General features: G+C 66.1%; 18 protein-coding genes and 2 tRNA genes. 13 read left to right on the top strand and 7 right to left on the bottom strand.

The window, feature by feature from the left end:
- The first annotated feature begins 20 nt into the window (after positions 1-20).
- The 3 genes from AC1KAT_RS15285 (at position 21) to AC1KAT_RS15275 (ending at position 2,045) form a co-directional block, all read left to right on the top strand.
- Positions 21-599 (top strand): recombinase family protein, encoded by a 579-nt coding sequence (locus tag AC1KAT_RS15285; RefSeq protein ID WP_480327430.1) that lies wholly within the window; start codon positions 21-23, stop codon positions 597-599.
- Between the two features lie 79 nt (positions 600-678).
- On the top strand, positions 679-1,404 hold the full coding sequence (locus tag AC1KAT_RS15280) for a CoA transferase subunit A (RefSeq protein ID WP_480327428.1): 726 nt from the start codon (positions 679-681) through the stop codon (positions 1,402-1,404).
- A gap of 2 nt (positions 1,405-1,406) precedes the next feature.
- Positions 1,407-2,045 carry a CoA transferase subunit B gene (locus AC1KAT_RS15275; protein ID WP_480327426.1) on the top strand — a complete coding sequence of 213 codons (639 nt, stop codon included), beginning with the start codon at positions 1,407-1,409 and terminating at the stop codon, positions 2,043-2,045.
- A 48-nt stretch (positions 2,046-2,093) separates the two neighbouring features.
- Here AC1KAT_RS15275 and AC1KAT_RS15270 read toward each other — a convergent pair whose 3' ends face one another.
- Both AC1KAT_RS15270 and AC1KAT_RS15265 read right to left on the bottom strand, forming a co-directional pair.
- Positions 2,094-2,387, bottom strand: a complete 294-nt coding sequence (locus AC1KAT_RS15270) for a hypothetical protein (RefSeq protein WP_480327424.1) — start codon at positions 2,385-2,387, stop codon at positions 2,094-2,096.
- A 74-nt stretch (positions 2,388-2,461) separates the two neighbouring features.
- Positions 2,462-3,517, bottom strand: a complete 1,056-nt coding sequence (locus tag AC1KAT_RS15265) for a quinone-dependent dihydroorotate dehydrogenase (protein ID WP_480327422.1) — start codon at positions 3,515-3,517, stop codon at positions 2,462-2,464.
- Positions 3,518-3,594: 77 nt separating this feature from the next.
- Here AC1KAT_RS15265 and rpiA point away from each other — a divergent pair, with 77 nt between their 5' ends.
- On the top strand, positions 3,595-4,254 hold the full coding sequence (rpiA, locus tag AC1KAT_RS15260; protein WP_480327420.1) for a ribose-5-phosphate isomerase RpiA: 660 nt from the start codon (positions 3,595-3,597) through the stop codon (positions 4,252-4,254).
- Positions 4,255-4,363: 109 nt separating this feature from the next.
- Positions 4,364-4,561, top strand: coding sequence for a hypothetical protein (locus tag AC1KAT_RS15255; protein WP_480327418.1), 198 nt, complete (start codon positions 4,364-4,366; stop codon positions 4,559-4,561).
- Between the two features lie 22 nt (positions 4,562-4,583).
- Here AC1KAT_RS15255 and mnmC read toward each other — a convergent pair whose 3' ends face one another.
- The 3 genes from mnmC to earP all read right to left on the bottom strand — a co-directional run bounded on the left by mnmC (position 4,584) and on the right by earP (position 8,315).
- Positions 4,584-6,542 carry a bifunctional tRNA (5-methylaminomethyl-2-thiouridine)(34)-methyltransferase MnmC2/FAD-dependent 5-carboxymethylaminomethyl-2-thiouridine(34) oxidoreductase MnmC1 gene (mnmC, locus tag AC1KAT_RS15250; RefSeq protein ID WP_480327416.1) on the bottom strand — a complete coding sequence of 653 codons (1,959 nt, stop codon included), beginning with the start codon at positions 6,540-6,542 and terminating at the stop codon, positions 4,584-4,586.
- A 61-nt stretch (positions 6,543-6,603) separates the two neighbouring features.
- Positions 6,604-7,158 carry an elongation factor P gene (gene efp, locus AC1KAT_RS15245; RefSeq protein ID WP_480327414.1) on the bottom strand — a complete coding sequence of 185 codons (555 nt, stop codon included), beginning with the start codon at positions 7,156-7,158 and terminating at the stop codon, positions 6,604-6,606.
- A gap of 86 nt (positions 7,159-7,244) precedes the next feature.
- Positions 7,245-8,315: an elongation factor P maturation arginine rhamnosyltransferase EarP gene (gene earP, locus AC1KAT_RS15240; protein ID WP_480327412.1), complete on the bottom strand. Its 1,071-nt coding sequence runs from the start codon at positions 8,313-8,315 to the stop codon at positions 7,245-7,247.
- Positions 8,316-8,351: 36 nt separating this feature from the next.
- Between earP and uvrC the strand changes: the two genes are divergently transcribed.
- The 7 genes from uvrC to AC1KAT_RS15205 all read left to right on the top strand — a co-directional run bounded on the left by uvrC (position 8,352) and on the right by AC1KAT_RS15205 (position 14,310).
- Positions 8,352-10,289: an excinuclease ABC subunit UvrC gene (gene uvrC / locus AC1KAT_RS15235; protein WP_480327410.1), complete on the top strand. Its 1,938-nt coding sequence runs from the start codon at positions 8,352-8,354 to the stop codon at positions 10,287-10,289.
- Between the two features lie 61 nt (positions 10,290-10,350).
- On the top strand, positions 10,351-10,863 hold the full coding sequence (locus tag AC1KAT_RS15230; protein WP_480327408.1) for a hypothetical protein: 513 nt from the start codon (positions 10,351-10,353) through the stop codon (positions 10,861-10,863).
- 64 nt (positions 10,864-10,927) lie between these two features.
- Positions 10,928-11,494 (top strand): CDP-diacylglycerol--glycerol-3-phosphate 3-phosphatidyltransferase, encoded by a 567-nt coding sequence (gene pgsA, locus AC1KAT_RS15225; RefSeq protein ID WP_480327783.1) that lies wholly within the window; start codon positions 10,928-10,930, stop codon positions 11,492-11,494.
- A gap of 252 nt (positions 11,495-11,746) precedes the next feature.
- Positions 11,747-12,019, top strand: a complete 273-nt coding sequence (locus tag AC1KAT_RS15220) for an HU family DNA-binding protein (protein WP_201813318.1) — start codon at positions 11,747-11,749, stop codon at positions 12,017-12,019.
- A 13-nt stretch (positions 12,020-12,032) separates the two neighbouring features.
- A tRNA-Val gene (locus AC1KAT_RS15215) sits at positions 12,033-12,108 on the top strand.
- Positions 12,109-12,277: 169 nt separating this feature from the next.
- Positions 12,278-14,200, top strand: a complete 1,923-nt coding sequence (locus AC1KAT_RS15210) for a SurA N-terminal domain-containing protein (RefSeq protein WP_480327406.1) — start codon at positions 12,278-12,280, stop codon at positions 14,198-14,200.
- 34 nt (positions 14,201-14,234) lie between these two features.
- A tRNA-His gene (locus AC1KAT_RS15205) sits at positions 14,235-14,310 on the top strand.
- Between the two features lie 71 nt (positions 14,311-14,381).
- Here AC1KAT_RS15205 and AC1KAT_RS15200 read toward each other — a convergent pair.
- On the bottom strand, positions 14,382-15,137 hold the full coding sequence (locus AC1KAT_RS15200; RefSeq protein WP_480327404.1) for a glutathione S-transferase family protein: 756 nt from the start codon (positions 15,135-15,137) through the stop codon (positions 14,382-14,384).
- A gap of 124 nt (positions 15,138-15,261) precedes the next feature.
- Here AC1KAT_RS15200 and AC1KAT_RS15195 point away from each other — a divergent pair, with 124 nt between their 5' ends.
- Positions 15,262-16,146, top strand: coding sequence for a LysR family transcriptional regulator (locus tag AC1KAT_RS15195; protein ID WP_480327781.1), 885 nt, complete (start codon positions 15,262-15,264; stop codon positions 16,144-16,146).
- A 14-nt stretch (positions 16,147-16,160) separates the two neighbouring features.
- Here the strand turns inward: AC1KAT_RS15195 and AC1KAT_RS15190 are convergent, their stop codons facing one another.
- On the bottom strand, positions 16,161-18,470 hold the full coding sequence (locus AC1KAT_RS15190) for a sensor histidine kinase (protein ID WP_480327402.1): 2,310 nt from the start codon (positions 18,468-18,470) through the stop codon (positions 16,161-16,163).
- Positions 18,471-18,473 lie beyond the last annotated feature (3 nt).

The raw sequence follows: 18,473 nt of genomic DNA, 5'->3' as shown, positions 1-18,473 counted from the left end.
AAGGCTCAATAACTCAGGGAGTGAACGTGCTGATTGGCTATGCGCGAGTGTCCACCACAGAGCAAGACACGGCGTTGCAGGTGGCGGCCATGCGGGGGCTTGGCGTGCCCCTCTACTTTGAGGATCAAGCGAGTGGTGTGAAGGCGCGGCCTGAACTCGAACGCGTGCTGTCTTTGCTCCAGGCCGGCGATACCTTGGTCGTTTACAAGGTCGATAGGTTGGCCCGAAGTCTGCTAGACCTCATGCGAATTGCGCAGCGCTTGGAGGCGGTTGGTGCTGCGTTGCGCAGCGTGACGGAGCCGATTGAGACCGGAACGCCTGCCGGTCGGATGATCTTTCAGCTACTGGGCGTGCTGTCAGAGTTTGAGCGTTCGGTGATGCGCGAGCGGTGCGAGGCTGGCCGTCGTGCTGCGGCTGCTCGAGGTGTAACTTTCGGCCGGCGTCGTCGGCTCTGTTACGTCACTCTGGCGAGGCTCCGTGCGGAGGGCCTGACGTTTGACAAGATAGCAGGGCAAATGGGCTGTTCACAGAGCGCTGTCGTGAAGGCGCTTACGCCTCCGAAACGCACCCTGGGTAAGTTTGTAGTCAATTCTACGTAACGACTACGTAAAGCATTAGGTAGTAGCCTTCGCGCCTGTTTGTTGTGATCGCCCCCATCACCCTTCCAGGAGACCCCGGATGAACAAGGTGTACCCGAGCGCTGCCGAGGCGCTCAAAGGCATCGTCGAAGACGGCCAGTTGCTGGCCGTCGGCGGCTTTGGCCTGTGCGGCATCCCCGAGGCCTTGATCGCCGCGCTGCGCGACAGCGGCAAGAGGCAGCTCACCGTGATCTCGAACAACGCGGGTGTCGATGGCTTCGGCCTCGGCATGCTGCTGGAGACGCGGCAGATCAAGAAGATGATCTCCAGCTACGTCGGCGAGAACAAGGAGTTCGAGCGCCAGTACCTCGCCGGTGAACTCGAACTCGAATTCACGCCGCAGGGCACGCTGGCCGAGAAGCTGCGTGCGGGCGGCGCGGGCATCCCGGCCTTCTACACACGCACCGGTGTGGGCACGCTGGTGGCTGAGGGCAAAGAGACACGCGTCTTCGACGGCCACACCTACGTGATGGAACGCTCGCTCGTGCCCGACGTGGCCCTGGTCAAGGCCTGGAAGGCCGACAAGAGCGGCAACCTGATCTTCCGGCGCACCGCGCGCAACTTCAACCCGGCCTGCGCGATGGCCGGCAAGATCACCGTGGCCGAGGTCGAAGAGATCGTCGAGACTGGCAGCTTCGACCCCGATGCCGTGCACCTGCCGGGCATCTACATCCAGCGCCTGGTGCTGAACGCCACGCCCGAGAAGCGCATCGAAAAGCGCACGGTCACGCCGACCGCCACCGCCACCGACAAGACGGGAGCCTGACCATGGCCTGGACCCACGACCAGATGGCTGCGCGCGCAGCCCAAGAGTTGCAAGACGGCTTCTACGTCAACCTCGGCATCGGCCTGCCCACGCTGGTGGCCAACTTCGTGCCGAGCGACATCGAGGTCTGGCTGCAAAGCGAAAACGGCATGCTGGGCATCGGCCCGTTTCCGACCGAAGACGCGGTCGATGCCGACCTCATCAACGCCGGCAAGCAGACGGTGACGACCATCCCCGGCTCGTCGATCTTCGGCTCGCACGACAGCTTCGCCATGATCCGAGGCGGCAAGATCAACCTGAGCATCCTCGGCGCCATGCAGGTCAGCGCGAAGGGCGACCTCGCCAACTGGATGATCCCCGGCAAGATGGTCAAGGGCATGGGCGGGGCGATGGACCTGGTCGCCGGCGTCAAGAGCGTGGTCGTGCTGATGGAGCACGTCGCCAAAAAGAAAGACGGCGGCATCGACCTGAAGATCCTGCCGCAGTGCACGTTGCCGCTCACGGGCGTGGGCGTGGTGGACCGCATCATCACCGACCTCGCGGTGATGGACGTCACACCCCACGGTCTGAAGATCGTCGAGATCGCCCCCGGCGTGACGCACGAAGAGCTGCAAGAAAAGACCGGCGTGCCGTTGCGCTGATCTGACTGATCTGTCGGTCGTGACGCCTTGCGCAATAGGGCGCGGGCGTCACGTGGGCACGCCGTCAGTTGCCGCCTTGGCCCGGCTTCGCCGGCTCAGCCAACGCCACACCAGCACGGCCACGCCCAAGCCCGCAATCGCGCAACCGATGATCGCAACTTGCAGTGCTGCGGCTCCGAAAAGCACAAACGTGCCCAGGGCGAGAAAGATGTCGAACAAGTTGGATGGCTTGTCTTGCACGCCCGAGAAGTGCGCCACCAAGACCACGCCCACGTAGAGCAAGAGTTGGAAGGTCGCAGCCCCGGCCAACGCGCCCGCTGTCAGGGCCAGCAGCAGTCGCATGCCCCACGCGGGCCATGACGGCCCAGTGAGCCACTGCCCGAGCCTTCTCGTGAGCAAGGGCTTGGGCTCTTCATTCATCTGCTGTTCGCGGGCCTGCCTTGCTTGAGGCTGCGGGCGGCCTCGGTGACGAGCGGCGGGCCCTTGTAGATGAAGCCGGTGTAGACCTGCACCAGGTCGGCGCCGGCTTTCACCTTGGCCTGCGCGTCGGCCCCGCTCATCACGCCGCCCACGCCGATGATCGGGTAGGCGCTGCCGAGCGCGGCACGCAGCTGGGCGATCACGCGGTTCGAGGCTTCGAACACGGGCTTGCCGCTCAGGCCGCCGGTCTCGTTGCCGTGCGGCAGGTGCTTCACGGCGTCGCGCCCGATGGTGGTGTTGGTGGCGATCACGCCGTCGATGCCGTTCTTTTTCAGCGTCGCGGCGATCACGCCGACCTGGGCCTCGTCGAGGTCGGGGGCGATCTTCACGAACATCGGCACCGTGCGGCCATGCTGCGTGGCGAGCTGCTGCTTGCGCGCTTGCAGCGCTGAGAGCAGCCCGTCGAGCGCTTCATCGCTTTGCAGTTCACGCAGGTTCTTGGTGTTGGGCGACGAGATGTTGACCGTCACGTAGTCGGCATGCAGGTACACGCCGTCGAGGCCGATCAGGTAGTCGTCCACCGCGCGCTCGATGGGCGTGGCGGCGTTCTTGCCGATGTTCAGACCCAGGATGCCGCCACTCTTGCGAAAGCGGCTGCGCTTGACGTTGGCGATGAAGGTGTCGAGTCCGTCGTTGTTGAAGCCCAGGCGGTTGATCAGCGCTTCGGCCTGCGGCAGCCGAAACATGCGCGGCTTCGGGTTGCCGGGTTGTGCCTTCGGTGTCACCGTGCCCACCTCGATGAAGCCGAAGCCCATCGCGCCCAGGCCGTCGATGCAGCGGCCGTTCTTGTCGAGCCCGGCGGCCAGGCCGATGCGGTTCGGAAAGCGCAGGCCTGCCACCGTGACCGGGTCGTCGATGCGGGTCTGCGCCACGGCGCAGATCAGGGGCGTGTGCTGGATGCGCGCCAGCGTGCCAAGCGTCAGCTCGTGGGCGTGTTCGGGGTCGAGCCCGAAGAGAAATGGTCGGGTGAGGGCGTAGGGAACGAGGGCCATGGACGGGCGCCGGCAAGGGCGTCTTCGATAATGGCGCGCATTGTCTCAAAGGCGTGGGTTTCCAAAGGGTTGCAGCAATGACGCAAGACGAACTGAAGAAGCTGGTGGGCGAGGCCGCGTTGGCCTACGTGGTGCCGGGCACGGTGGTGGGGGTGGGCACGGGCTCGACGGTGAACTGCTTCATCGATGCGCTGGCCGGCATGAAGGACCGCATCGCGGGCGCCGTGTCGAGCAGTGAGAAGAGCACCGAGCGTCTTCGCGCGCACGGCATCGCGGTGCTCGACAGCAACACGGTCGAGAGCATCCCGGTCTACATCGACGGCGCCGACGAAATCGACCATGGCGGCCACATGATCAAGGGCGGTGGTGCGGCGCTCACGCGCGAGAAGATCGTCGCCGACATCGCCGAGCGCTTCGTGTGCATCGCCGACGAATCGAAGCTCGTGAAGACGCTGGGTCAGTTCCCGTTGCCGGTCGAGGTCATCCCGATGGCGGCAGCGCAAATCACGCGGCGCCTGGCCGCGCTGGGCGGCAAGGCCACGCTGCGCGCAGGGGTGGTGACCGACAACGGCAACCACATCCTCGATGTGCGTGGCCTCTCGATCACCGACCCCGCCGCGATGGAGCGCGAGATCAACCAGTGGCCTGGTGTGGTCACCGTGGGCATCTTCGCGCGCAACAAGGCCAAGGTCTGTTTGCTCGGCACTTCGCAAGGCGTGAAGACACTCGAGTTCTGAGACTGAATTTGCGGGCAAACGGCCCGCGCGCATCGCGGTGAACGCTCAAAAAGCGTACGCTTCGGGCTCACACAAGCAATAACCACAAACCAACAGGAAGGACGGGCCCATGGCGAAACCCAACTATTCGTTCGAGAAGCGGCAACGAGAACTCGCGAAGAAGAAAAAGAAGGAAGAGAAAGCCAAAGAAAAGGCTGGCCGCAAGACGGGCAGCGGCCCGGACGACGGCTCGAACGAAGGGGACCAGGGCAACGAAACCTCGCCGGCCGAAGGAACTGCCACCGAGCAAGGCGGCGCGACGCCCTGAAGGCTCGCCTGGACGGCTCGCGTCACCCTGACGCTGAAGCCCGCCGCACCGCGCGGCTGATGAAGCGTCCCGGGTCCACCGCGTCGAGCAGTGTGACCTCCACCGGGCTCGGCGCCCCAGTGATTTGAGATGCCAGCACCTGGGCGCCCAGCGCGCACCAGGTGATACCGCGCGAGCCCAGCGCCCCCAGCACATACAACCCCGGTACGCGCGGCACGAGGCGCGCCTGGTCGGGGCGACGGCGCGCCTGCGCGACCGCGGTCGCGTCGGGCACGGCGCCGATCAGCGGCAGGCGGTCGTCGGTGGACCAGCGCCAGCCGATGCGCCCGTGCAGCGCATCGATCGGGATCGCGTCTTGGGCTCGCCCCGTCAGTCGGGTCAGCACGCTCAGGTTGTGACGGTGGTCGGCCTCGCGCAGCGTCGGGTCGTCGTCGCCGCTGTGGCTGGTGGCGCCAAACACCGCGAGGCCCTGCGCCGAGGGCAGCAGGTAGCCGCCGCCGGCGATGGGGATCTGCGGCAGCCCACCGGCGACGGCGGAAGCGGGCAGGGTGCTGATCTGCCCCCGGATGCGTTCGGTCAACCAGCCATGGCCGGCGGGCGTCAACCGCAGCGCGTCGTGCGCGTTGGCGAGGACCACCACCTCAGCCTCTGCCAACACGGCGCCGTGGGCATCGAGCACGCGCCAAGCAGTGCCGTGGCGCTCGAGAGCTGTCACCACGGCCTCGGGGCGAAGGTCGACCGCGCCACCGGCCCGGGCGAGCAGGCTGCGCGCCAGACCACCAGGCGCGACCCAGCCGCCGCCGGGGAAAAACCACGCCGGCAGGTCGAGCGCCGCGCCCGAGAGGCGCGAAGCCTCGGTGGCGCTCAGGGCCTGGACGTAGTCGGGCGGCAGGCCCAGTCGGTCGAGCAGCGCCTGCATCTGCGCGGTGGTCTGCGCCGACGCTTCGAGCCGCAGCAATCCCTGCAACTCACCAGCCACGCCGTGCCCCGCGATGGCTTCGCGGATGACCCGCTGGGCTTCGAACGAAGCAGCACGGTTGAAGCGCGCATGGGTGCCGTCGTGGGCGTTGACGATCCCGTGAAACAGCCCGGCCGGGTTGCCCGAGGTTTCCATCGCAGGCTGCGCGCGGCGGTCGATCACGGTGCTGCGCCAGCCTTGTTCGGCCAGCGCCCAGGCGGTCGCACACCCCGCAAGGCCGGCGCCGATGACCACCGCGTGGCGCGAAGCCGAAGCGGGTTCACCCGCCGGCCGGCCGAGCGTACGGCGCGGCACGAAGCGCGGCGCATAGCGCGCCTGGGTGATGTGGTACTTGCCGCCGACGCCCGGCGCAGCGGTCACCTCGAAGCCGGCGCTGGTGAGGCCGTCGCGCACCGAGCGCGCGGCGCTCCAGGTGGCGGCGGTTGCGCTCGACGCTGCCAGCCGCGCCATGGCCTTGTAGAGCCGGGGTTGCCACATCTGCGCGTTCTTGGCAGGCGCAAAACCGTCTAGAAAGAAGGCATCGACGCGAAGGTCGAGTTCGGGCAGCCACTCGGCCACATCCCCCAGCGCGAGCAGGAGTTGCACGCGCCCGTCCTCGAAGCTCAGGCGGTGCAGGTTGGGCGTCAGGGGAGGCCAGGCATTCACCAACTGATCGGCCAACTCGGGCAGGGCCGAGGCGCGGTGCACGCTGTGCAGGTCATCGCGCCGCAAGGGGTGACGCTCGATCGACACGAAGTGCAGCTGCTCGCAGCGCTGCGGGTCTTGCCGCCAGGCGTTCCAGCAGGCGAGGAAGTTGTTGCCCAGGCCGAAGCCGGTTTCGAGCACGACGAAGCGCTCGCGGCCCTGCCAACGGCCGGGCAGGGCGTTGCCGTCGAGGAACACGTGCTGCGCCTGCTGAAAGGCGCCGGCGGCCGGGTGGTAGCTGTCGCCGTAGAGCAGCGAGCACGGCACGCCATCGGCCGTGAAGTCGATCTGCGCGGGCGTCAGGGGCGCGAAGGGCATGGGCGCTGCAAAACAAAAGGGCACCGAAGTGCCCTTGAGGTGCGTGCGTCGAACCGGAGGTTCAGACGCGCTTGCGGTATTCGTGCGTGCGGGTGTCGATTTCGATCTTGTCGCCGGTTTCAACGAACAGCGGCACGGCGATTTCAAAGCCCGTGGCAAGCTTGGCAGGCTTCAGGACCTTGCCCGAGGTGTCGCCCTTGACGGCCGGCTCGGTGTAGACCACTTCGCGCACCAGGCTGGTCGGCAGTTCGACCGAAATGGCCTTGCCGTCGTAGAACACCACTTCGACGGGCATCGCGTCTTCGAGGTACTGGATGGCATCGCCCATGTTCTCGGCTTCGACCTCGAACTGGTTGTACTCGGCGTCCATGAAGGCGTACATCGGGTCGGCGAAGTAGGAGTAGGTGCACTCCTTCTTGTCGAGGATGATCTGGTCCATCTTGTCGTCGGCCTTGAAGACGACTTCGGTGCCCGAGTTGTTCAGCAGGCTCTTGAGCTTCATGCGCACGGTGGCGGCGTTGCGGCCACCGCGGCTGTATTCGGTCTTGAGCACGACCATCGGGTCTTTGCCCTGCATGATGACGTTGCCGGCGCGGATTTCCTGGGCGATCTTCATAGCGATTTCCGTTGACTAGCGTTGGGGATGGGCGCGCGCCGGAAGTCCTCTCCCAAGATTCCCCAGGACGCGCAAAGCCGGCGATTTTACTCTGCTTCGCCCCGCCTTTCGGTGACGAATCTCAGCAGTTGGCCGGTCAGGTCGTCCTGTCTTGCCAGATCGGCCCGCCAGCGCGCGGTGTGCCCTTGCCAGGCGACGAGGTCGGGCAGCGCCATTTCGGCAGCTGACGCCAAGCCATTGAATTTCAAGAAGAGGTGGCGCACGTCGTCGGCCAGGGCCGGCTCAGCCAGCCGCAGGTGATGGCTCAGAAAAGCGTCGAGCTTGGCCGCGTGCGCACCGTCGTCTTGCGGATAAATCTGCCAGACGAAGGGCCGGCCGGCCCATTGGGCCCGCACGAAGGAGTCTTCGCCGCGCACGAAGTTGAGATCGCTGCAGTGCAGCAAGGTGTCGAACTCGGCTTGAGGCAGCAGGCCGATGTGCTGGGCACGCAAGGCCTTGCGTTGCATGCGTGGGCCGAGCGCCTGTTGGGCCTGCTGCTGGGCCGCACTGCCGGCCAGCAGCAACAGCGTCGGCTCGGTCGCCAACGCGTCGACCAAGGCAGGCAAGGCGGAATTGGCGTAGCAGAAGACAGTGACCACGCGCTCGTGCGGCTGGGCGTTGATGCCTTGCATGGCCAGCCAGCGCGCGCGATCCGTCGCGTCCAGTCGCTCGACAAGCCCTGGCTCGCGGATCAACCCACCTGTGGCCGGCGTGAAGCCCGGGTAGAAAAACCATTTGCGCAGCCCGCTGCGCTGCGGCGAGAGCAGGCCGTGGCTGCGCTCGACGTACGGTTCGGCGCTGAGGTATTCGAGGTTGATCCACACCGGCGCTTGCGCAGCCTGGGCCATGCGCTCGATGAAGGCCGCAGGCAGTTCGCAGCCGAAGGCCTCGATGACGACATCGCCCACCTGCGACGCGCCCGCGGCTTCATGCCATGCACGCACGCTGACGCCGGCGGCGCCGTGCGGCGCCATCCAGGTCAGGGCCGAGGCGTCGTCCACCCACAGGCGCACGGCCTGGCCGCGCGCGCCCAGGTCGGCCGCGAGCCGCCAGCACACGCCGATGTCGCCGAAGTTGTCGATGACCCGGCAGAAGACGTCCCACACCAAGGCTTGCATGGCGGCGGATTATCGAAGCCCTGCAAAATCCGCCGGATGAACGAACCGCCCGTTCCCGACCTCGCCCAGGCCACCAGCGCCGACGCGCCGACCGATGCTGCCCGCGATCGCCTGCTGGCCGAAGTGGCGGCGCTGCCTGGACTGCCGGGTGTGTATCGCTACTTCGACGCCAGCGACGCGGTGCTCTACGTGGGCAAGGCGCGCGACCTGAGGAAGCGGGTGTCGAGCTACTTTCAGAAGAACCACGGCGGCACCCGCATCGGCCACATGGTCACCAAGATCGCGCGCATGGAGACGACGGTCGTGCGCTCAGAGGCCGAGGCGCTGCTGCTCGAAAACAACCTCATCAAGGCGCTGAACCCCCGCTACAACATCCTCTTCCGCGACGACAAGAGTTACCCGTACCTCAAGCTCGTCACGCACGAGTTTCCCCGCGTCGCGTACTACCGCGGTTCGGTGGACAAGCGGCACCGCTACTTCGGCCCGTACCCGAGCGCATGGGCGGTGAAAGAGTCGATCCAGCTGCTGCAAAAGGTGTTCAAGCTGCGCACCTGCGAAGACACGGTGTTCGCCAACCGCACGCGGCCGTGCCTGCTGTACCAGATCAAACGCTGCTCGGGCCCGTGCGTGAAGCTGATCGCGCCCGACGACTACGCACGCGATGTGCGCAACGCCGAGCGCTTTCTGCTGGGCGAGCAGCAAGAGGTGATGGACACGCTGCAGGCGCAGATGATGTCGCACGCCGAGGCCTTGCAGTTCGAGCAGGCGGCCGAGATCCGCAACCAGCTCGGTGCCTTGTCGAAGGTGCTGCACCAGCAGTCGGTCGAAGACAACACCGGCGCGCGCAGCACCGACACCGACATCCTCGCGGTCAAGGTGCAGGGCGGTCGCGCCTGCGTCAACCTGGCCATGGTGCGTGGCGGGCGTCACCTGGGCGACCGGCCGTACTTTCCGACCCACGTCGAAGACGCCACCGCGATGGGCGAGACGGAGGACGAGCGAACACCCGCGCCGATCGAGGTGCAGGTGCTCGAAGCTTTCATCGCGCAGCATTACCTGCAGAGCGCGGTGCCGCCGCTGTTGGTGGTGAATCACGCGGTGGACAAGTCGCTGGCCGAGGCGCTCACGCTGCACAGCGGCGTGAAGGTGAGCATCCAGCACCAGCCGCGCGAGCCTCGCCGCGCTTGGCTCGACATGTGCATTCAGGGCGCCGAGATCAAGCTCGCGCGGCTGCTGTCCGAAGAGGGCTCGCAGCAGGCGCGCACACGGGCGCTGGTCGATGCACTTGACCTGGCGGTCGAGAACCTCGATACCTTCCGCATCGAATGTTTCGACATCAGCCACACCGCAGGCGAAGCCACTCAGGCATCGTGTGTCGTGTTCGAGAACCACAAGATGCAGAACGCGCAGTACCGCCGCTACAACATCGAAGGCATCACCGGCGGTGACGACTACGCCGCGATGCGGCAGGTGCTGACGCGGCGCTACAGCAAGCTCGCGGCCGCGCACGAGCGCGGTGAAGGGCGGCTGCCCGACCTCGTGCTGGTCGATGGCGGCAAGGGCCAGGTGGCGATGGCGCGTGAGGTGTTCGATGAACTCGGGCTCGACCTGGGGCTGATCGTGGGTGTCGAAAAGGGCGAGGGCCGCAAGGTCGGGCTCGAAGAGCTGGTCTTCGCCGACGGCCGCGAGAAGGTCTACCTCGGGCAAGACTCGGCGGCGCTGATGCTGGTTGCGCAGATCCGTGACGAGGCGCACCGCTTCGCCATCACCGGCATGCGCGCGCGACGTGCCAGCGTGCGCACCGGCGGCAGTCAGCTCGAAGACATCCCCGGTGTCGGCCCGAAGAAGCGCGCGAAACTGCTGCAACGATTTGGGGGCGCGCGTGGCGTGAGCCATGCGAGCGTGGAAGACCTGGCGACTGTCGAAGGCATCTCCAGGGACTTGGCGGAGGAGATCTACCGTGCGTTGCATTGATGACATCCCAGGGCTCGAGGTCGGGAAGCGCCTCTTCAAGCGGTTCGCTGCACACCGGCTCATGCGCTGGGCGGCGTTCGTGGGCGTGACGGCCTTGACCACCGCGTGCGGCAGCGTGCCCGGCTCGCGCTCGCAGGCGTCGTCGCCGACGTCACCCGAGACGCGGTCTGCATCGACCGCTTCGCCCACGCCGTCATCGACCGCGCCGGCGCGCGGCGGCAATGCCAGCCTGCCGCCACCCGATCGGGTGCGAACCTGGGACGATGTGCGACTGCAGGCCGCCAAGCGCCTCGTCGCCGCGCACCCGAATGGCACCTACATGGGCAAGCCGCCCGATGTGCTGCTGGCCATCCCGGTGATCGAGACTGAGTTGAATGCCGACGGCAGCATCAAGCGCATCCAGGTGCTGCGCTACCCGGGCCAAGCCAAGGACACCACGCAGATCGCCATCGATGCGATCAAGCGCGCGGCGCCTTACGGCGATGTTTCGCGCTTGCCGAAGCCATGGAAGTTCGTCGAGGTCTTTCTCTTCAACGACGAGCGTCGCTTCAAGCCGCGCACGCTCGACAACTGAAGCGCGAGGCAGGGCGGCGTGCGCTTCGCCGGCGCGCGGGCTGAAGTTCGGCACAATGCCTCGCATGTTCTTCAATCTTCCGACCCTGCTCACATGGGCGCGCATCGTGGCCATCCCGCTGATCGTCGGGGTGTTCTACCTCGAATGGAGTGAGCCCGTTCGCAACCTCACCGCGACGGTGCTCTTCATCGTGGTCGCGCTGACCGACTGGGCCGATGGCTACCTCGCACGCAAGATGAACATGACGTCGTCGTTCGGGGCCTTCCTCGATCCGGTGGCCGATAAGTTTCTTGTGTGTGCCGCGCTGCTGGTGCTGGTGCACTTGAACCGACTGCATGCCTTGGTGGCCTTGGTCATCATCGGGCGCGAGATCGCCATCTCGGCTCTGCGTGAGTGGATGGCGCAGATCGGTGCGTCTCGCAGCGTTGCGGTGCACATGCTCGGCAAGGTGAAGACAACGGTTCAGATGGTGGCGATCCCGTTCCTGCTGTATCACGGGCAGCTCCTGGGCTTCATCGACACGCATCTTTGGGGCACGGTGTTGATCTACGCATCGGCTGTGTTGACCATCTGGTCGATGGTCTATTACCTGCAAAAAGCGTTGCCTGAGATCCGCGCAAAGGCGCGCTGAGCGTGGGCATCGGCATGGCGTTTCAACACCACGCAGCAGGGCCGTGGCGCAGTGCACGTTTGAGTTGTCAAGCGAGGAAGCACGGCCCGCGCGAGCCGATAGATACAGGGGATTACGCATAGAATCGCCCTTCCGCGCTTGACACTGGAAAGTCCTGCGGCTGTAATCTTTTTTGGGCCATGAAGCGCCATTCCTGCCGGCCTGCCCAACATCCAGATTCCTTGTGAGACACCTTTTAGAGGGGGTACCTTCGTGAACAAATCCGAACTGATCGAGCACATTGCCAAGCAGGCTGACATCTCCAAGGCTGCTGCCACGCGTGCGCTGGAAGCCCTGATCGGCGGTGTCAAGTCAACGCTCAAGAAGAACAACAGCGTGTCGCTGGTTGGTTTTGGTACGTTCAGCGTCAGCAAGCGCGCAGCGCGCTCGGGTCGCAACCCCCGCACCGGCGCCACCATCAAGATCAAGGCCGCCAAGGTGCCGAAGTTCCGCCCGGGCAAGGCCCTGAAAGACGCAGTCAACTGAGATCGTGGTTCGCGGGTGCTTAGCTCAGTTGGTAGAGCGGCGCCCTTACAAGGCGTAGGTCGGGGGTTCGAGCCCCTCAGCACCCACCAAGCGAAACGTCACTGAAGGCCGGCTAAACAAACGACGCCACCGGGTTGAGTTTCCAAAGCGTGCCAACGATCAAGCCAAAGGCGAACTCCGGTTCGCCTTTGTTGCGTTTGGAACATCCCACCCGCTGCGCTCATCAAGAGACAACCGGCATCCCGTTCGAGGTTCACCATGTTTGAATTCATCCGCACACACACGCGCCTGCTGGCGCTCGTGCTGTTCCCGCTGATCGCGCTGTCGTTCGTGTTCGTGCAGGGGTACGAGAGCTTCACCGACACCCGCGGCCGCGCTGTGGCCACCGTCGACGGCAACAACATCACCCAGGCCGAATGGGACGCCGCGCATCAGTCGCAGGTCGAGAACCTGCGCCGCCAGATCCCCGACCTCGACCCGAAGCTGTTCGACACACCCGCAGCGCGCAACCAGGCGCTCGAGGGCCTGGTCAGCGAGCGCGTGATCCTGGCTGCGGCGCGCCACGCGAACTTCACCGCGACCGACGAGCAGATCATCCGCGCATATCGCCAAGATCCGCGCATGGCGAGCTTTCGCAACCCCGATGGCAGCATCAACCAGGACGCCCTGAAGAACGTGCTTGCGGCGCAGAACATGACGATCGCGCAGTTCGAGCAAGAGCTCCGGCAAGACCTCGCCGGTCGCCAGGTGACCGGTGCTCTGACCCTGTCGACGGTGGCGCCTGCAGCAGCCGCATCGAGCGCCATCGGTGCGATGTACCAGCAGCGCGAAATCCAGGTGCAGCGCTTCGACGCCAAGAGCTACGAGGCGAAGGTCAACCCCACGCCCGCCGAGGTCGAGGCGTACTACAAGAACCCGGTCAACGCGAGCCAGTTCCAGTCGCAAGAGACGGCTGATGTCGAGTACGTGGTGCTCGACCTCGACACGCTCAAGAAGAGCAGCAAAGAGCTGCCTGCCGACGAACTGCGCTCGTACTACCAGCAGAACATCGCGCGCTACACCGCCCCCGAAGAGCGCCGGGCCAGCCACATCCTGATCAAGGCATCACCCAGCACGCCCGAGGCAGACCGCGCGAAGGCCAAAGAAAAGGCGGCGGCGCTTCTGGCTGAAGTGCGCAAGAACCCGTCGTCCTTCGCTGAGGTCGCGCGCAAGAATTCGCAAGATGAGGGCTCGGCACCCGCCGGCGGTGACCTCGACTTCTTCCGCAAGGGTGCGATGACGCCGCCGTTCGAGCAGGCCGCCTTTGCGCTCAAGGCCGGCGAAATCAGCGACATCGTCACCACCGACTTCGGCTTCCACATCATCCAGCTCAACGCTGTGCGAGGCGGCGAAGCCAAGCCTTTCGAGGCGGTGCGCGCGGAGATCGAAGACGAACTGCGTCGTCAGCAGGCGCAGAAACGCTATTCGGAAGCGGCGCTCGAATTCACCAACTTGGTGTACGAGCAGTCCGAGAGCCTTCAGCCGGCCGCCGACAAACTGGGTCTGCAGGTCCAAAAGGCCAGTGGCGTGACCCGCGCGATGCCGCCGGGGACCAATGGTCCGCTGGGTTCGACCAAGGTGTTGACGGCTCTGTTCTCTGACGACGTGCTGAAGAACAAGCGCAACACCGAAGCCATCGAATTCGGCCCGAACCAATTGGTGTCGGCCCGCGTCGTCAAGCACAACGCGGCAGCGCCGCTGCCCCTGGCGCAGGTGAGTGATCAGATCCGCAAGACCCTGGTCGCGCGGCAGGCAGCTGACCTGGCTCGCAAGGACGGTGAGGCGCGCCTGGCCCAACTGCGCAAGGAAACGGCCACGAGCCTCGGCGAGTCGAAGACGATCTCGCGCAGCCAGACGCACGATTTCTCGTCGAACCTGATCGACGCCGCGCTGAAGGCTGCCCCCAACGCGCTGCCGGCTTTCGTGGGCGTCGATCTTGGTGACGAGGGCTACGCGATTGCCAAGGTGGTCAAGGTGCTGGGCCCCGATCCTGCCGCCACCGAGGCGCAGCGTGCCCGCTCGCAGTACTCGCAAGCCTGGGTGCAAGCCGAGTCGATGGCGTTCAACAAGTCACTGCGCGACCGCTTCAAGGTGAAGATCAAGGCCGACGCTGTCGCGGAAGCTGACGCAAAGAACAAATAAGCGCTTTGCCTGCGCTATACTTGCGGGCTCTGCGGTGGCTGTAGCTCAGTTGGTAGAGTCCCAGATTGTGATTCTGGTCGTCGTGGGTTCGAGTCCCATCAGCCACCCCAAGTAATACCGAACGCCGACAAGCACTTCGCTTGTCGGCGTTTTCGTTTTGGGGCTGGCGAACGGCCGGGTCTCAGGGTGTGCTGGGTCCCATCGCATGTGCCCGCTGGGTCAGTGCAGCGTTGTGCCGACCGGGCGTTGCGGTCATCAGGCGGTGAGACAAGGCGCTGTTCCGCGCGCGCAGGAAAGCCGTGAGGCGCTGTGGGTAGTCGATTGCCACGGCCTTGCGCACCGAGTCTCGTGCGGACAGCAGCGCGCGCCACCGCTGCAACTTTGGCAGTTCTTCGCCGAAGCGGAAGCCCTCGATGGCGTCGAAGGCATCGAAGTAGCGGAAGACCGGGCCAAACACTGCATCGACGATACTGAAGTCGCCGTCAAACCAAGGCCCCTCGCCCAGCGCGGCTTCGAGTTGCCGCAACTGTGAGCGGATCTTTTCGGCGTGGGCGGCGAGTGCCTGCTCGTCTGGTGCGCCGTAGAAAGAGCCAATCGCGGCCAGCAGTTGGGAGCCGAACTCCATCCATCCGCGATGCCGGGCCCGCCGCACGGCGTCCACGGGATGCAAGCGCGGTGGCGCGGTCTCATCGAGGTACTCGCAGATCACGGCCGATTCGAAGATCGGCGTATCACCGACGAGCAGCACGGGTGTTTTGCCAAGAGGCGAGAGGCGAAGAAACCAATCCGGCTTTGCTCGCAGGTCGATGTCTCGGCGCTCGAATGCCAAGCCCTTCTCGGCGAGCACGATGGCGGCGCGTTGGACGTATGGGCACAAGGCGTGCGAGACGAGGGTGAGCGGCGGGTGTCTGTCGTTGGGGAGTGGGTCGGGTGTCATGGGGGCTCCGGGGTGGGGTCGCGGTCGGCGGGCCCTTCGGTCAGCGCCGAAGTGGTGGAGGGGCCGCTTCGGGGCACACTGTAGGATTGCGATCACGCATCTGGAATTGGCGCAGATGAAAACTCTGATTGCAAAACCGCAATACCGATTGAGTGCTGGTGACCTGGAGGTCGTGCTGGCCTTGGCCCGCGGCGGCACGCTCGCCGCAGCCGGGGGGCGCCTCGGGGTGGATGGCTCGACGGTGTTTCGCAGCCTGCAGCGCATCGAGCGGGGTTTGGGGCAGTCGCTGTTCGAGCGCGCACGCACGGGCTATACGGCCAACGAGCTGGGTTCGCAACTGGCCGCTCAGGCCGAAGAGATCGAAGCCGTGCTCGAGGCGGCCCGTTCGGCGGCCCAGGCCTCGCCGGCGCAGGTTGCCGGCTCGGTGCGCCTTACCACCACCGACACGGTGCTGCACGGCCTGGTCGCGCCGGCCCTGCTCAGCCTGAAGTCCACACACCCCTTGCTCGACTTCGATCTGCACACAGGCAACGAACTGGCGAGCCTCACGCGCCGTGATGCCGACATCGCGGTGCGCGCCACCAAGAGGCCGCCGCAGCACCTGGTAGGCAAGGCGCTGGGGCCGATCCGCGTTGCGGTGTATGCAGCCAGGCAACGCCCCGCGCTGCGATGGGAAGACGTGGAAGCCGGGCAGGCCGATTGGGTTGCGCCCGACGAGGCCCTGCCTGAGCACCCGTCGGTGGTGTGGCGGCGGCGGCACTTTCCGAAGCTGGTGCCACGCTGGCGCGTCAACAGCATTCAGTCGGTGCTGGAACTCGTGGCCTTGGGCATGGGCGTGGGCATCGCGCCCCTGTTCCTGGCGGAAGGGCGCCGCGACGTGGTGCGCTTGAGTGAGCCCATTGCCGAGTGCGAAACCGAGTTGTGGTTGCTGACGCACCCCGAGTCGCGCCACCTGCGTCGGGTGTCGGTCACGTACGCGCACCTCGCCCAGCAGCTTGTGCTGCCCTGATGGGCCGTGGCGCGTCAGCTCGACTTTTCGGACAGTTTCGGAATGACCACGCGGCAGCGAATGCCGTGGGGCTCTACTTCTTCCCAGCGCACCTCGCCTCCGAGCTGCTTGACGCGCTTGCGCACGCCACCCAGGCCCAGGCCGTGGGCCCATGACTTGGGGGCGTGGCCGTGGCCGTCGTCGGTCAGCGTGAGTTCGACGCGGTCATTGGCGAGCTGGATTTGCGCCGACACGCGAGAGGCGCCGGAATGCGCGATCGCGTTGCTCACCAGCTCGCGCATCACACGTGTCAGGGCGGACCATTGCACGACGCTCAGCGACACGTCTTCGTCGTAGGTGCAGTCCCAGCTGAAGCCGATCTGGGCGGCGGCCAGGCGCTGGGTGAGGTCGGTCTTCCACTCGGCGGCCGCGTGTGAGAGGCGATGCTGTGCTGCGGCGAGACCGCGCGTCAGCGTCTTCAGGTCTTGCAGCGTGTGGCGAAGGTACTCCTCCATCTCGGGCGTCTTCGCCTGGTACATCAATGTCAGCAGCCGGGCGCCGATGTCGTCGTGCAGGTCTTGTGCGAGCCGCAGGCGCTCTTCGCTGCGGCCCTGCTCGACGGCCTTGTCATACGCCACGGCGCGGCTCAACTGGTCGAGGATGCGTCCGGTGAGGCGCGCGTCGTCGTCTGTGAAGAGGCGCCGACCGCGCCGTGCGAAGCGCATCGCGATGGACTGAGAGGGCGGCCCACCGCGCCCTGAAAGATCAGGCACCGGCACGAACAGCGTGGCACCGGCTTCGGCCACCTGCGGGCGGCGCAATGATTGGTCGATGACGACGATCTCGATCGGCTCGAACAGCGTGTGCAGCAGTTGCTGCAGCAGCGCCGGCAGCCGGTCGGGGTCGGCCTCGACGGCGCGGGCGACGCGGTAGAGCTTCTCGAACATGCGCTCGGTGGTGAGCACGCTGCTGCCCATCAACTGGTCGAGCAGCCACTGGCGCGCGCCGGTGTAGACGGCGAGAGAAAGAAACAGCGCGAGCGTGAGTGAGGTGAACTGCCCGAGTGAAAACACCGCCACGAACAGCAGATCGAGCGAGGTGGCCACGGTGCTGATCGCGGCCAACAGTGAGAACTCGCGCATCACCTGCTGCGGCCGCGAGAGGAAGGGGATCAGCAGCAGCAGCGACGCGAAGAAGACGTACCAGATCATCGGCCCGACGGCCGCGAACTGCTGCTGCATGGCGGGTGCGCGGTCCACCGCCGCGAGGGCGAGCGTCAGCAGCACCCAGGTGGCGGTGACCATGAGGCTGAAGCGGCGCACGACGAGCGCGAACGGGTGCGGTGCCTGCCGGTACGACCAAGCGAGCAGGCCGATGCCGACGAGGCTGAAGACAGTGACGCTGGCTTGGATCCACCACCACAGCGGGCTCAACAGGCCGCTGTGGCAGGCTGCGATGAGCGCGGCGGCGACTGTCCAGCTGACGAGGGCAATGAAGGTGGCGCCACGCACGCGAGACGGGTGGAGGCAGGCCGAATGCACGGCCGCCGCGGCGGTGATGAAGTCGAGCGTCAGGCGCACCGGCATGTCCAGCCGGGGGAAGGGCAGCGGCAGACTCAGGTCGAGCGTCGATTCGACGGCGATGAAGACGAGGTTGCCCGTCTGGCACAAGGCCATCAGCGAGTAGAGAAAGCTGCTGGGCGAGGGCTCGGCCAGTGCGACCACCATCGCCAGCATGTAGAGCACGAGCGCCAGCGCGCAGAGCAGCCAGAAGAGCAGGCCCAGGCTGTCGAGCCCGCGCGGGAAGAGCGTGATCGGTACGCGTTCGCCGGTCGAGAACGCCAGCAGCACCTCGCTGCGCGACAGCGCGCGCGACAGCTCGTTGTGCATCGCCAGGTGCGAGGCGCGTTCACGGTCGTCGGTGATCCAGCGCGATGAACGGTGCAGGGCCAGCGCGTCGAGCGTCACCGAGCCGTCTTCGTTGCTGACGATGGCCACAAGCGTCTTGCCGATGTGTGGCTCGAGTTCGGGGTTGCGCGTCGAAGCCAGTTCGACGCGCCCATCGCCGGTGGCGGTCCATGTCGCGTTGATGCGCGGCGGCTCGGCGAGCCAGCGCGCCAGCATCAGCAGCGCGATGCACCCGGCCAGAGCGGCCATGACCAGCAAACGCATGCGCCAGCCCATCCACGGCACGCGCGAGCGGCCGGTGCGAAGGTCGCCCGCGAGCAGGTCCAACTCGATGCGCGAGTCAGGCGATGAGGTCGGCGCTTGGGTGGGGTCGTCGCTGGCGAGCGGGTCAGGCGAGCGGGAAGCCGCCGGGGCTGCAGCCGCTGAACGCGGGTTCATGGG

Source organism: Piscinibacter sp. PDB5-1, from assembly GCF_056676035.1.
This window is presented reverse-complemented; position numbering and strand designations above follow the sequence as displayed.

Excerpts from the sequence above, each read along its gene's own strand:
- AC1KAT_RS15265 (WP_480327422.1), bottom strand. The coding sequence starts at position 3,517 with ATGGCCCTCGTTCCCTACGCCCTCACCCGACCATTTCTCTTCGGGCTC.
- efp (WP_480327414.1), bottom strand. The coding sequence starts at position 7,158 with ATGAAGATCGCCCAGGAAATCCGCGCCGGCAACGTCATCATGCAGGGC.
- AC1KAT_RS15210 (WP_480327406.1), top strand. The coding sequence starts at position 12,278 with ATGTTTGAATTCATCCGCACACACACGCGCCTGCTGGCGCTCGTGCTG.
- AC1KAT_RS15275 (WP_480327426.1), top strand. The coding sequence starts at position 1,407 with ATGGCCTGGACCCACGACCAGATGGCTGCGCGCGCAGCCCAAGAGTTG.
- AC1KAT_RS15280 (WP_480327428.1), top strand. The coding sequence starts at position 679 with ATGAACAAGGTGTACCCGAGCGCTGCCGAGGCGCTCAAAGGCATCGTC.
- mnmC (WP_480327416.1), bottom strand. The coding sequence starts at position 6,542 with ATGCCCTTCGCGCCCCTGACGCCCGCGCAGATCGACTTCACGGCCGAT.
- AC1KAT_RS15190 (WP_480327402.1), bottom strand. The coding sequence starts at position 18,470 with ATGAACCCGCGTTCAGCGGCTGCAGCCCCGGCGGCTTCCCGCTCGCCT.
- AC1KAT_RS15200 (WP_480327404.1), bottom strand. The coding sequence starts at position 15,137 with ATGACACCCGACCCACTCCCCAACGACAGACACCCGCCGCTCACCCTC.
- rpiA (WP_480327420.1), top strand. The coding sequence starts at position 3,595 with ATGACGCAAGACGAACTGAAGAAGCTGGTGGGCGAGGCCGCGTTGGCC.
- uvrC (WP_480327410.1), top strand. The coding sequence starts at position 8,352 with ATGAACGAACCGCCCGTTCCCGACCTCGCCCAGGCCACCAGCGCCGAC.
- pgsA (WP_480327783.1), top strand. The coding sequence starts at position 10,928 with ATGTTCTTCAATCTTCCGACCCTGCTCACATGGGCGCGCATCGTGGCC.
- AC1KAT_RS15255 (WP_480327418.1), top strand. The coding sequence starts at position 4,364 with ATGGCGAAACCCAACTATTCGTTCGAGAAGCGGCAACGAGAACTCGCG.
- AC1KAT_RS15230 (WP_480327408.1), top strand. The coding sequence starts at position 10,351 with ATGCGCTGGGCGGCGTTCGTGGGCGTGACGGCCTTGACCACCGCGTGC.
- earP (WP_480327412.1), bottom strand. The coding sequence starts at position 8,315 with ATGCAAGCCTTGGTGTGGGACGTCTTCTGCCGGGTCATCGACAACTTC.
- AC1KAT_RS15270 (WP_480327424.1), bottom strand. The coding sequence starts at position 2,387 with ATGCGACTGCTGCTGGCCCTGACAGCGGGCGCGTTGGCCGGGGCTGCG.